A 13,947-nucleotide genomic window follows, 5' to 3' on the forward strand; every position below is an offset into this window, starting at 1 on the left:
AAAAGCAAGCGCCATCCGGCACCCGCTGCACGGCTATTTGCTCAGGCCGTCGACCAGCACGTGGCCTTTGATGAAGCCAGCCTGAATCGCGGCCGCGCGGTTGGGATAATCGCCGTCGTCGCCGGACTCGCCTATGACTTCGCTATCGCTGCTGGGGTCTTCTCCCGGCCAGGCAATGCGTACGGCGTAATCCCAACATGCGCGGGAACCTTCGTGGGGCAATGCAGTGACATAAATTTCCATGTCCTTGTACAGCTCGGTTTGCCAATCCTGTTCGCTTGCCATGACCACCTCCTGTATTGTTCAGCATAGTGGATTATGCAGACGATAGCAGGACAATCTTCAAGCGTGCCGCAATCGTTCAGCGGGCTTTCGACAACACGATCAGCCAGCGGCGCAGCAACAGGATATGCAGATGACCAGGAGCAACGCCCGGGTTGCATTCAAGAAGAGGATGCGCGCGGTAATAGCGCGTGCGGCAATCACGCCCGATGGAAACTTCGCGGCGGCCAACCCGCAGCTGGATGCTGGTTGCCACGTAACCGGGATGGAAACTGGTAGGGAGGGAAGACGTCAGGTTTGCCATGGTGCTAGCCTTTCTTGTATGTTATTGACATTGAACGCAACGCCACTTTAGCACGAACACTGTACGAATACACAGTATTAACTGTATTAATAAACAGTATTTTAAATGGTGTTGTTTTCAAGTCAATTGCATGAAAGGCCACTCAGGCACAGCGGCATGCTGGCATAAAAAACGGCAGCCTAGGCTGCCGTTGTTGTCTGGCTTGGTGCGATTACTTCTGGCGACGACGGCCCAGCAGGAATGCCGCCAGTCCCAGGCCCAGCAGCGCCAGGGGTGCCGGTTCCGGCACTTCTGCTGCAGCAACATACTTGAAATCATCGAGAATGAAATAATCGTACGTGTAGTTGCTTTGGTCGGTCAGCACGGCGTAAGCAATCGGCGCGTTGTCGGTGCCGCCGATGAAGCCGACGTACTGGCCGGACTGGGCAGCGATGTTCAGCGTGCCAAGCAGCGAGCCGCCGACGCCGAACAGGTCGATGGTCCAGGGCTGGTCAGCCGCGCCCCAAGAAAAACCGAAGGCGGAAACCGGGTTGGCAAACGCAATGGTGAACGGGCTGTCGCTGGACTGGCTGGCGATGTAATTGCCGCTGGCGCCATAGCTGCCGGAATAAGTGTTTTCAACAAACAGGGGCTGGTTGCCGCTGAAGGTGACAAAGCTGTTAAAGGTACGCGAGGTGAAGGAGCCGGTGGCTTCCGCATTGAAATCAAGTACGGTGGCGCCGTTCAGGGCAGGATCGGCGCTGCTGGAAATCAGTGCTGCAGCAGAGGCGGCGCTTGCCGACAGCATCAGGGTGGCGGCAATCAGGAAGTGCTTGAAGCTTTTCATGGGAATCCTTTGCTTGGGTATTTGAAGGTGCCTGTCCCAAGAGGAACAAGCTGCCATTAATTTGCAATTTGGAATCATTAATGCAAAAGTCAGGCCACCCAAGACAAGTGATTGTTTTTATTGGGAAATCTAAATTTCGTTAAAGAAATTTTCATGCTGCTGTAAATATTTCCGACAGATATCAAATTCTACCTGGCGTTTCCCCCTCTTCCATTGCCGCCTCGCCCAGCAAGACCTGCAAGCCGCTGGCGCGCTTGGTCTTGCGCAAAACCGCTGCTTCCAGCACGGCCGCCGCCGGCGTCACCAGCGTAAAGCATTCTCGGGCGCGTGTGATGCCCGTGTACACCAGTTCACGCGCCACGACCTGCCCGGCTTCCGGCGGCAAGACCATGGCCACATGGCGGAATTCCGAGCCTTGCGACTTGTGCACGGTCATCGCATACGCGGTTTCCACCGCCGCCAGGCGCGTTGCCAGGACGCTGCGCACCGCGTCGCCGTTGAGGAAGTACACGCGCTGGGCATCGGCGCGCGCCGGGTCCGGCAATACGATGCCGATGTCGCCGTTGAAGACGCCGACGCCGTAATCGTTGCGGCTCACCATGACGGGCCGGCCTGCGTACCATTCGCCGCGGCGACGGATCAGGCCTTCCCTTTCCAGGCGCTGTTCGATGGCCTGGTTGAGGCCGGCCACGCCCCACTCGCCCTCGCGCACGGCGCACAGGATGCGGAACGTATCGAAGGCCAGCAATACCGATTTCACCCATGCCTCGTACGCGACAGGATCGGCCGCATCGTCGGCCCGCGGCATTTTTTGCAGCAGCGCGAGATAGGCGCGGTAGCCGCCCGCGGCGCCCGCGCGGCCATCTGTCGCCAGCGCCAGCACGTCGGACTGCCGTGCATGCGCGATCCAGTGCACAGGGCCGCCGTCCGGGCAGCGCAGGCTTTCCTGCACTGCCGCCGGGTCGCCGGCATTGACTGCCGATGCCAGTGCGCCGATGGGGCCGCCGAAGCGCCGGCTCTTGCGCAGCATGACGGTTTGCTGCGCAAGCATGTCTCCGGCGCCCAGCATCTCCGCCGCGATGACCTGGCCGCTTGCTGCCAGCGCATAGTCCGCGGTGGCTTGCACATACGCGCCATGCTGGGCATCCGAGCACAGGTCGCCCAGCACCGCGCCGGCTTCCACCGAAGCGAGCTGGTCCTTGTCGCCCAGAAGGATCAGCATGGTCGTCGCTGGCAGCGCGTCAAGCAACGCCGCCATCATTTCCAGATGCACCATCGATGCTTCATCGACGACCAGGACATCGATGTCGAGCGGGTTGCCGGCGTGGTGACGCAGCGCGCGCGTGTCGGGGCGCGCGCCCAGCAAGCTGTGCAGGGTGCCGGCGGACGGCAGGCGCGCTGCCAGTTGCGCCAGCGGCAGGGCTGCGCCAACGCGGGCCACCAGGCCGCCGAGGGCATCGTCGATCGATTGTTTCAGGCGCGCCGCGGCCTTGCCGGTGGGCGCAGCCAGCGCAATGCGCAGGCGCTCAGGGTCTTCCGCCAGCGCAAACAACAGGGCCAGCAAGCGCGCCACCGTATAAGTTTTACCGGTGCCGGGGCCGCCGGTAATGATGGAAAAGCTGCTGCGCACGGCAATCGCGCAGGCGATCCTTTGCCAGTCGGGCCCGGCATCTGCCGCTGGCGCTTCCTGCGCAGCCGCGTCGAACAACCTGTCCAGCCAGTCGCGCACGCGCGCCGCATCCACTTCGCGCACGCAGGCAGCGCGCATTGCGGCCTGGCGCGCCACCAGGGTTTCATTGCGCCAGTAGCGGCGCAGGTACAGGCGGTCGCGGTCCAGCACCAGCGGCTGGCAACGGTCTTCTGTTCCGACCACCCAGACCTGCGTGCAGGCGCCCAGGGTAGTCTGCCATGCCGCAGCATCGGCGGGCAGCGGGCCGCTGGCATCCAGCACACCCTCCCACTGCTCGCGCGTCCAGCCCAGCAGCGCACACGGGTCGGCAGCGAGCTCGCCGAGATTCAGGCAACTGTGGCCGCGTCCTTCAAGTTCAGACAAGACGGCGCTGGCCAGCACCAGCGGCGCCGTGGTGGCAGGTGCTGCAGGAGCTGCATCGGCTGCAATGGCGGGCGACGCCGCCGACAGCGTGGCGATGAAGCGCGCAAAAGCGACGCCGAGATGGCGCAGCATGCCGTCTTCGACCAGCGCCTCAAGTCCGGCAAGCAAGGCATTTGCCTGGGTCATGCAAAATCCTCCGTGGCGGCCGGCACCGGCAGCAAGGCATCCAGCGCCTCCAGCAGGACGACATCCGCCGGCAAGTGGTAACAGCCGCGCGTCTCGGGGTTGTTGATGCCGCGCAGGAAGTAAAACAGCGCTCCGCCCAGTTGCGCCTGGGGATCGTATTCCGCGCCCAGGCGGCTCTTCAGCAGGCGGTGCAGCGCCAGCAGATAGATTGCCCCCTGCACGTCGTAACGACAGGCAGCCATGCCTTCGGCAAGGGCCTGGCGGTGGTAGCCCGCATCGGTCGGCGCCAGCGCATTGGACTTGTAATCCAGCACCCAGTAGCGCCCGGCATGTTCGAACACCAAGTCCTTGAAGCCGCGCAGCATGCCATGCAATTCGCGCTCCGACAGGGATGCGCGGGCGATGCCGTCGAGCAGGTGACGCTGGCACAGCGCATCAAGCGCGCCAGTGGCGACGCTGTGTGCCGGGAACCAGAATTCGGTTTCCGGCATGGCCCCGTCCAAGTCGCGCAGGGCAGCGCCCAGCGGCGGCAGCGGCGTTTGCGCAATCGCCCGCAGCCAGGCCACGGCGTCATCCTGCCTGTGGCCCCACCCTGCGCGCTCGCAACGCGCGCGCAGGCGTGACTCGAAGGTGACGTCGTCGACGATGCCGAATCCTTCGTTGGCCATCCATTCCAGTTGCGCGTGGAGGAACTGGCCGGGCAGCGAGCCGCGCGGAAAGCGGTGCCAGGCAGTGTCCTGCAGCTTGCCGAAACTGCGCAGGTCGTCGTCTTCCGCCAGCTTTTCCGCCAGCGGCGTGGCCGGTACCGGGGCGCTGCCGAGTTCGCGGGTGATCGAGGAATAACTGGCGATTTTCCAGTGGCGCTCGAAGCTGGCCGCATACGGCGGGGCATTCTGCAGGGGCGGCCGGCGCGGCCGGCGCGACAGCGGGCCGAAGCCGGGATCCGCAGTGGCATCGAGCAGGCTGATGGCGGCGCAATCGCCGCGCATCGCCTGCAGGCGCGCCATCAGTTGCGCGCCGTCGATCGCCTCGCCGCCGCCCAGCAGATAGCCCATGGCGCTGTCGTGGATCCTGTCCTTCAACGACGCCACGCCCAGCCAGAGCGCATGGCGCGCGCGCGTCAATGCCACGTACAACAGGCGCAAGTCTTCGTCCAGACGAGCGCGGTCCAGCTGCTCGCGCGCTTCTTCAGTCCGGGCGAAATCGACGCGGCGCGCGCCGTCTTCGCCGGTATGGAAAAAGAAGCTGCGGTTCGCGCGGTTGACAGGCTTGGCGCTGACGGCAAAAGGCAAAAACACCAGCGGGTATTCCAGGCCCTTGGACTTGTGCACGGTAATCACCTGCACCAGTTCGGCATCGCTTTCCAGGCGCAGGATGCGCTCGTCGCCGCCTTCGCCGTCATTGGCAATCTGTTCGGCCAGCCAGCGGATCAGGGCATGCTCGCCATCCAGGTTCTGGCTGGCCGCCTGCAGCATTTCCGCCAGGTGGAGCAGGTCGGTCAGGCTGCGCTCGCCGCCGGTTTCACGCAGCAGGCGGGCCGGCAGATCGAGTTCGTGGATGAAGCGGCGCAGCATGGCCAGCACGCCCTGGCGTTGCCAGACCAGGCGCAGGGCTTTCAATTGCTCCACGCGCGCTTCCCACGCCAGGTCGTCGGCGGCAAGATGCGCCAGCGCCTCCAGCGACAGGCCAGCGCTGCGCGTGGCGAAAGCCGCACGCGCGCAGCCGGCGTCGAGCGGATTGGCGACCGCCTGCAGCCAGGTCAGCAAATCGGCAGCCACCGTGCTTTCGAACACGGAGTCCTTGTCCGACAGGTAGACGCTGGCGACGCCGCGGCGCAGGAGCGCCCGGCGCACCGCCGCGGCTTCCTTGCGGTCGCGCACCAGCACGGCAATATCGGCCGGTTTCAGGGGAGTCAGCGCGTCCGCTTCGGCAAAGCCGGCGGCAGGGTCGTCGAGCAAGGCCACGATGCGCTCGGCGCACAGGGCGGAAAAATGCTCGCGGTAGCCGTCGCTTTTCAGGTCGGGCGAGTCGCTGCACCAGAACGTCATGGCGGCGACTGCGCCGCCGGTCTCGACAAGCTGCTCGGCTCGGCCTTGGGCGCCGACCGGTTCGAACGGCAAGGGGTTTTCGCCACCCCGGCGGAAGCGGAAGGCGCCTTGCGCGTGGCCCGCGCCGCACTGCCCATCCCGCCCGGCCGGCGCACCTTCGGCATGCAGAAAGAGGTGGTTGACGGCCTCGACGACTGCCGCCGTCGAGCGGTAATTGGTGCCAAGCAGATAATGCCGGCCGGCGGTAGCGCGGCGCGCATCGAGGTAGCTGTGGATGTCGGCGCCGCGGAAGCCGTAAATGGCTTGCTTGGGGTCGCCGATCAGGAACAGGCCCAGCTCATCCGGGTTATCGGCGATGCGATAAAGACGGTTGAAGATGCTGTACTGCTCGGGCGAGGTATCCTGGAATTCATCGATCAGCGCAACCGGGTACTGGCTGGTGATGCGGCGCGCGAGCGTTTCGCCATTGCCGCCTTCCAGCGCCATGCGCAGGCGCGTCAACATGTCGGCAAAACCGAACTGGCGCCGGCGCTGCTTGAGTTCCATCATGCGCTTTGCGATGCGGCAGGCGGCATGGCGCTGGATCTGGTAGGCCAGCGGCTCAATCGCCGCCAGCTGCGCCTGCAGCGCAGCGATGGCGTTAAAATCGCCGGGAATTTCGGCAGAAAATTTCGCCTTGAAACAATCGGTGATATGCGCCGGCGTCAGCCTGTGCCAGGCCGCGTCGAAGGCCGCGCCAGGCACGATGATCTCGGGGCCGTCAGCCCAGGTGCGCAAGGCCTCGAAACATGCGTCCAGCGTTGACTGCTTCATCTTGACGCCGTGCAGTCCGGCGCGATGCTTTTCCACCCACGCCACCATGCGTTCGACGCGCTCGCGCCAGCCAGGCTTGAACGCCGCCGCCACCGCATGCTGCTCATTTGTAGCGCGCGCGATCAGACGCGCCAGGCTTTCGTCGCCGGCGTCATCGAACAGGCCTGCATGCGGCACCAGCTGGCGCATCGCCTTTTCCAGCGCATCGACGTTATCCCAGCAGCCAAGCAGCATCGCCAGGGCGCTGCCGCCCAGCGGATACACCTGCTGGCGCCAGTAATCGCGCACGGCATCGCGAAACAGGCTTTCCTCGTTACTGACCAGTTCTTCATCGAACAGGCTGCCGCTGTCGAAGGCATGCTCGCGCAGCATGCGCTGGCACCAGGCATCGATGGTAAAGATGGCGCATTCGTCCATCGCTTCGGCTGCCAGCATCAGGCGGTGCGCCGCCTGCAGGCGTTCGGCCTGGCCGGGGTAGGATGCGATCAGTTCGATCAGGAAACCGTCATGGTCCTGCGGCGCCTGGCCACGGAAGCAGTGCGCCGCTTCCACCAGGCGCGCACGCACGCGGTCGGACAGCTCGCGGGTGGCGGCGCGCGTGAAGGTCATCACCAGGATTTCCGCCGGCGCCAGCGGCCGGCCGAAGCCATCGTCGCCGCCATGCCCGAGCACCAGGCGCACATACAGCGCGGCGATGGTCCAGGTCTTGCCGGTGCCGGCGCTGGCTTCGATCAGGCGCGAGCCGCGCAGCGGGAAAACGATGGGCTCAAGTGTCTGGCTCATGCTGCCTCTCCCGGTTGCTGCTCATCGTCGTGCAGGATCACTTCGACGGCGCCGGCGCACCAGGCAACCAGCGGCTGATACAGCGCCAGGGCGCAGGCGCGCCACTCCGGCTCGGCCTCGAGCGCGGCAAAATCTGCCCACAGGCGCGCCAGGCAAGGGTCGGCGACCTCGCCTTTCTGGAAATTGCCGGTCTGATGGTCGCGCCGGCCGTCATAGGTTTCGCGCAGCTTGTCATCGTCGCCTTCGCACAATTTCAGCGCGGTCTTGCGGGCCACCGGCAAGGGATTGCGCAAGCCTTGCCGCCACAATTCCAGCAAGGCTTGCAGCGCCTGGTGCGAGGCCTCGGCTTCCAGCGGCGCCAGGCGCAAGGTGGCATCCAGGCCCACCAGGTACCCGGTGACTGGCTGCCCGGCGACCGCAGCGGCCAGCTGGCGCACCCAAGCATCCAGCAACTTTTCCGGGCGCGGCATGATTTTCTTTTGCACGCTGCGCGTCAGCGCGCCGGGGTTCTGTTCGAGCCACGCAGTCTGGCGCCCATCGCCGCGCAGCTTGTCGATCCAGTCATCCAGGCGCATGCCCTCGTGCGCCATTGCCACCGGCAGCTTGCCGGCAGCATCAGGAAATTTCGCGCACAGCGCGAGCCAGGCCTGGCGCACCGGCGCAAGTTCGCGCACCAGCCGGTCTTGCCAGTACCGGCCCATCATGCCGATCGGCAGCACGCCCTGGCGCGCCAGGCGCGCAGTGCGCTCGCGCAAGCCCGCCTCGACTTCGCCCATGGCTTCCTGCTGGCCGTCGTCGTCCAGCAGCATCGCGGCGATGCCATATTTTTCCAGCGCGTTCAGGCCGAACGGTTCCTCGTCCTGACCCACCAGGGCACTGTCAGCGAACACGACCTGCAGGCGGTGCCGGAAAAAATACGTCACAGGCTGGCGTAAAAATCGCGCCAGATCGCCCAGCCTGACGCTGGCCGGCAGCTCCTGCGCAGCCGAACCTGCGGCATCCGCCGCCGGCCCCAGCAGCAGTTCGCCCTGCGTGGCCGCGGCAGCGTCGCGTCCCTGCGCATCCTCATGGGCCACGCGCCATTCGCGTGCAAAGGTCAGCAAGCCGCCTTCTTCGAAGTAGCGGCGGCTGAAGGGCTGCAGCGGGTGCTCGGTCGTCAGTTGCCGCAAGTCGAGGTCCCAGCCGCGCGCCAGGTAATCGCGCAGTTGCGACAGCAGCACCGAAGGCGGCTGCTCGCTGTTGTCGCGCACGTTGCGGCCTACCCAGCTGATGTACAGCTTTTCGCGCGCGGCCAGCAGCGCTTCCAGCATCAGGTAGCGGTCATCGTCGCGCCGCGAGCGGTCGCCCGGGCGCGCAAGACCAGGCAGCGCCAGCAAGTCGAAGTCGGCATGGTGGGCGCGGCGCGGATAGTCGCCGTCGTTCATGCCGAGCAGGCACACGGCGCGAAAAGGCACCGCGCGCATCGGCATCAGGGTGCAGAACGTCACACCGCCGGAGACGAAGCGCTGCGCCAGCGTGGGCGCGTCGATGGCGCCCAGCCAGGCTTCGCGCACCACCGCCAGCGGCACGGTCGCCGCAAAGCCGCCGGATTCACAATCTTCCAGCCAGCACGCCAGCGCCTGTTCGAGACTGGCAATGGTGAGGCGGTCGCGCTCCTCGCGGGCGTCAAAGAAGCTGGCCAGCAGCAGACGTGCGCGCGCGCCCCAGGCCTGCGGCGTGACATCCTGTGCCAACGCCTCGCGCCAGATCAGCAGCTTTTCGATGAAGGCCGCCAGGGAGCCCGCCAGCGCGGCGTCCAGGCCACCCACTTCGGCATACGGCTCGATGCCGCCGTAGCTGGCATCGTCACCGCTGGCATAGCCGAGCAGCATGCGGCGAATGCCGAATATCCAGGCATTCTGTTCGCCCGCCGGCGCCAGACCCAGGCCGGCGCGATGCTCGGTATCCAGGCCCCAGCGCACGCCGGCGCCATCGATCCATTGCGCCAGGCGCGGCAAATCCGCCGCAGCAATGCCGAACTTGGCAGCAAGCGCCGGCACGTCGAGCAGGTCGCGCACTTCGCTTTGAAGGCAGCGCTGCTGCGGCAGGCGCAGCAGCCATTCGAGGGCCACAAGCAGCGGGTTGACCTGGCGCTCGGTGACATCGGCGATTTCGAAGGGGATGAAACGCGCATCGTGGCGCGGGTACTGGCCGAACACTGCAGCGATCGCCGGCGCAAAGACTTCGATATCTGGCACCATCACCACGACATCGCGCGGCCGCAGCGGCACGGCAGTGGCATCGTCGGCGAACATCGCCAGCAGGCGGTCATGGAGAATCTCGACTTCGCGCTGGGCGCTGTGGGCAATGTGAAATTCGATCGAGCGGTCGTCCGGCGCGACTTCGGCGCGCGGGTGCTCATCCAGCGGCAGCATGTCGCGGATCGCCGCCTGCACCTGCTGCAGCAGGCAATCGCCCTCTCCTTCGCTGTAGAGGTCGATGCGCAGGCTGGAAAAATGTTCGCGGGTGGCCTGGGCGTCGTCGAATTCGTCGAGCATGCGCACGAAGTCGCGCCCGAGGCGCCCCCAGCCTGCCAGCAGCGGATGGCTGTGCGCATGCAATTCTTCCAGCGGCAGCGCGGCCAGGTCGCGGCCCTCGCGCATTTCCTGGCGGCGCCGGCCGGCTTTCAACAGATCGCGCCCGGCGATGATGTCGCCCCAGTAAAAGCGGCAGGGGTTGGGCACCGCCACCACCACTTGCATCTTTGCCGCCAGGGCGCCCAGCGCCTGCAGCGTCTGGTAGGGCAAGGCAGACACGCCGAACACCACGACCCGGCGCGGCAGGCGGGAAACGGACGCCTCGCCGGCCTGCAGGGCCGCGACAAAACGCTGGTGCACGCTGGCGCGCCCGCTGGTGCGTTCCTCTTCCGGCAGACTGGCCAGCACTTCGCGCCACAATTCTGCTTGCCAGCGCTGGTCGGATGCCAGCGGCGCTGCTTCACCAGCGGCTCTGCGCAACTGGTCGTTGCCGCCGGCCCAGTCCGCCAGCCAGTCGGCCCGGTACACCTGGTATTCATCGAACAGGTCAGCCAGGCGCAGCGCCAGCTGCAGGCGCCGCTCGGGATCGCCATCGGCGAGAAAATGGCGCAACGGCGCAAAGGCCGGGCGTGCCAGCAAGTCCGGCAGCAGCGCCATCAGGCGCCAGGTCAGGGGCGACTCGTCCAGCGCCGAGCGGTACGGCACCTGTTGCGGCCCGAGCATGCCGCGATACGCGTCCCACAGAAATCGTGCCGGCAGCGTCACGCGCGTGGAAGCGCATACGCCCATTTCCTCGGCAAGGGCGATCTTCAGCCACTCGGCCACGCCATTGGATTGCACCAGGATGATTTCCTGCTCCAGCGGCGCCAGCGGGTTGCTGCGCAGCCAGCCGAATACGGCGCTGCGCAATTGTTCGAGCTGGTTGCCGTGGATGGCGAGAAATCCTGGGCTCAGGTTGGATGGCATAGTGCTGAAAAAATAGGCAAACCGGTGCGGGACGACGGGTCAAGACCAAATATGGTCGTACGAATCGTGCTTGCGCGCAAGCGTGCACTGCAATTCCAAGGCATTTCGTCATCTTTTTGCCATGCTGCGTGGCAGCACCGGCACATGCCGTAGGGACGAAAAAAAACGCGCCGGCAAAAAGTGTGGAGACGCCCGGCGCGTATAAAGGAGAAGAGAAGAGAAGAGACTTGCTGCGGCAGAGATTGGCGGCATGGGGAGCCGCCGGCTTCTGCCGCCCTACCGCATCAAATGCCGCCCATGCACAGGTACTTGGTGACCATGTAGTCATCCAGGCCATACTTGGAGCCTTCGCGGCCAATGCCGGATTGCTTGACACCGCCGAATGGCGCCATTTCATTCGAAATCAGACCGGTGTTGATGCCCACCATGCCATATTCCAGGCCTTCGGCCACGCGCCAGATGCGGCCGATATCGCGCGAATAGAAATAGCTGGCCAGGCCGAATTCGGTGTCATTGGCCAGGCCGATGACTTCCTCGTCGGAATGGAAGCGGAACAGCGGCGCCAGCGGGCCGAAGGTTTCTTCCTTTGCCACCAGCATGCTGGCCGTGGCGTCGCGCACCACGGTCGGTTCGAAGAAAGTCTGGCCCAGGGCATGGCGCTTGCCGCCGGCAATAACCTTGCCGCCCTTGGCGACGACGTCGGCAATGTGCTCCTCGATCTTGGCCACGGCATTTTCGTCGATCAGCGGGCCTTGGGTGACGCCGGCTTCCAGGCCATTGCCGACCTTGAGCTTGTTGACGGCAGCGACCAGCTTTTCAGCGAAGGTGTCATAGACGCCATCCTGCACATACAGGCGGTTGGCGCAGACACACGTCTGGCCGGTGTTGCGATACTTGCTGGCCAGGGCCCCCTCGACCGCGGCATCCAGGTCGGCGTCGTCGAAGACGATGAATGGCGCATTGCCGCCCAGTTCCATCGAGGTCTTTTTGACGGTGCCGGCGCATTGCTGCATCAGCAGCTTGCCGACCTCGGTGGAGCCGGTGAAAGTGAGCTTGCGCACGATCGGGTTGGCAGTCATTTCGCCGCCGATGGCAGCAGCCGAGCCCGTCACCACCGAAAACACGCCGCGCGGCACGCCGGCTTCTTCGGCCAGCACCGCCAGCGCCAGTGCCGAGTAAGGCGTCTGGGTGGCAGGCTTGACCACGATCGGGCAGCCGGCCGCGAGCGCCGCGCCGACCTTGCGGGTGATCATGGCCGCAGGGAAATTCCAGGGCGTGATCGCCGCGCAAACGCCAATCGGCTCCTTGACGACCACGATACGGCGGTCCGCTGCCGGACCGGGAATCGTGTCGCCATAGGCACGCTTGGCTTCCTCGCCGAACCATTCGAGATAAGAAGCAGCATACGCCACTTCGCCCTTGGCTTCGGCCAGCGGCTTGCCCTGCTCGACCGTCATGATATGCGCCAGGTCATCGGTATTGGCGACCATCAAGTCGAACCAGCGGCGCAGAATGTTGGCACGCTCCTTGGCCGACTTGTTGCGCCAGGCGCTCCAGCTGGCATTGGCGGCTTCGATGGCGCGACGGGTTTCGTCGGCACCCATCTTCGGGATGGAACCAATGGTTTCGCCCGTGGCGGGATTGGTGACAGGCAGCGTGGCGCCACCGTCGGCGTCCACCCATTGTCCATCCACATAACATTGCTGGCGGAACAGCGCCGGCTTGTTCAGGGTAATCATGATGATGCCTTTCAAAGTTGGTCAGATGTGCAACGCGCGTTCATACGCCGCCAGCACCGCTTCATGCATGGCTTCGGATTGCGTCGGATGCGGGAAAATGGTTTCCATCAGCTCGGCTTCGGTGGTTTCCAGCTCGCGTGCGATGGTATAGCCCTGGATCATTTCAGTGACTTCTTCGCCGACCATGTGCGCACCCAGCAATTCGCCCGTCGCCTCGTCGAAGACCACCTTGGTGAAGCCGCCGGTGGACCCCAGTGCCAGCGCCTTGCCGTTGACGGCAAACGGGAACTTGCCCACCTTGACCCTGTGCCCTGCCGCTTTAGCCTTCGCTTCGGTCATGCCGACGCTGGCGACTTGCGGATGGCTGTAGGTGCACGCCGGGATCTTGCTGATATCCAGCGGGTGCGGATTCTTGCCGGCGATTTTCTCGATACAGATGATGGCTTCATGGCTGGCCTTGTGCGCCAGCCAAGGTGCGCCGGCCACGTCGCCGATCGCATACACGCCCTGCTCGCCGGTGGCGCCATAGGCATCGGTGACGATATGCGTGCGGTCGACCTTGACGGCCGTGCCTTCCAGGCCGAGATCCTCGACATTGCCGACAATGCCGGCGGCAGTCAGCACCACGTCGGCCGTCAGGCTTTCCTTGTGCTTGCCATCCAGGGCCAGGGTCCATTCGGCCGCCTGGCCGGCGCCGCGCTTGCTGCTGGTTTTGATGCTGGCGCCGAGGTAAAGCTTCATGCCTTCCTTGCGCAGCGTGTCTGCGACATAGGCCGACACTTCCTCGTCTTCCACCGGCAGCACGCGCTCGGCCATTTCCACGACGCTGACTTCTGCGCCCAGGGCATGGTAAAAGCTGGCGAATTCAATCCCGATGGCGCCGGCGCCGATCACCACCAGGCGCTTGGGCACGCGGCTGGGCACCAGCGCTTCGCGGTACGACCAGACGCTTTCGCCATCCGGCACGAGACCCGGCAGCACGCGCGCACGCGCGCCGGTGGCCAGAATGATATTGCGCGCCGATAGCGTCGACTTGCCGTCCGTTCCGGTCACTTCGAGCTTGCCGCGGCCAGCCAGCCTGGCATGGCCATTGACGACGGTGACCTTGTTTTTTTTCATCAGGTAACCGACGCCGCCCTGCAATTGCGCCGAGACGGCGCGCGAACGTTCGACCATGGTTTTCAGGTCGATTTCCGGCGTGCCGACGTTGACGCCGAAGCGCCTGGCATCGCGCACCATGCGCAGCACGTCGGCCGAACGCAAGAGCGCCTTGGTGGGAATGCAGCCCCAGTTCAGGCAAATGCCGCCCAGCTGCGCCTTTTCCACCAGCGCGGTTTTCAGGCCAAGCTGGGCCGCGCGAATGGCTGCCACATAGCCGCCCGGGCCGCCGCCAACCACCACCAGATCATATTGTGCTTGGGTCATGCTCAC

The 13,947-nt window shown here is 65.0% G+C and carries 8 protein-coding genes; all 8 read right to left on the reverse strand.

Features of this window, described 5'->3' with window-relative positions:
- Positions 1-33 precede the first annotated feature (33 nt).
- Positions 34-285, reverse strand: coding sequence for a hypothetical protein (locus tag EKL02_RS00660; RefSeq protein ID WP_128900226.1), 252 nt, complete (start codon positions 283-285; stop codon positions 34-36).
- A gap of 76 nt (positions 286-361) precedes the next feature.
- Positions 362-586, reverse strand: coding sequence for a hypothetical protein (locus EKL02_RS00665; RefSeq protein ID WP_128900227.1), 225 nt, complete (start codon positions 584-586; stop codon positions 362-364).
- Between the two features lie 211 nt (positions 587-797).
- Positions 798-1,412 (reverse strand): PEP-CTERM sorting domain-containing protein, encoded by a 615-nt coding sequence (locus tag EKL02_RS00670; RefSeq protein WP_164931907.1) that lies wholly within the window; start codon positions 1,410-1,412, stop codon positions 798-800.
- 181 nt (positions 1,413-1,593) lie between these two features.
- Positions 1,594-3,651 (reverse strand): exodeoxyribonuclease V subunit alpha, encoded by a 2,058-nt coding sequence (gene recD / locus EKL02_RS00675; protein ID WP_128900229.1) that lies wholly within the window; start codon positions 3,649-3,651, stop codon positions 1,594-1,596.
- Positions 3,648-7,295: an exodeoxyribonuclease V subunit beta gene (gene recB, locus EKL02_RS00680; RefSeq protein WP_128900230.1), complete on the reverse strand. Its 3,648-nt coding sequence runs from the start codon at positions 7,293-7,295 to the stop codon at positions 3,648-3,650. The genes recD and recB overlap by 4 nt, the downstream gene beginning before the upstream one ends.
- A complete protein-coding gene (gene recC / locus EKL02_RS00685; protein ID WP_128900231.1) occupies positions 7,292-10,777 on the reverse strand; it encodes an exodeoxyribonuclease V subunit gamma in 3,486 nt (1,161 codons plus the stop codon). The genes recB and recC overlap by 4 nt, the downstream gene beginning before the upstream one ends.
- Before the next feature lie 284 nt (positions 10,778-11,061).
- Complete coding sequence (gene gabD / locus EKL02_RS00690; protein WP_128900232.1) at positions 11,062-12,516, reverse strand: NADP-dependent succinate-semialdehyde dehydrogenase; 1,455 nt, start codon at positions 12,514-12,516, stop codon at positions 11,062-11,064.
- 21 nt (positions 12,517-12,537) lie between these two features.
- Positions 12,538-13,941, reverse strand: a complete 1,404-nt coding sequence (gene lpdA, locus EKL02_RS00695) for a dihydrolipoyl dehydrogenase (protein ID WP_128900233.1) — start codon at positions 13,939-13,941, stop codon at positions 12,538-12,540.
- Positions 13,942-13,947: the final 6 nt, after the last annotated feature.

Source organism: Janthinobacterium sp. 17J80-10 (genome assembly GCF_004114795.1).
GTDB lineage: Bacteria > Pseudomonadota > Gammaproteobacteria > Burkholderiales > Burkholderiaceae_D > Paucimonas.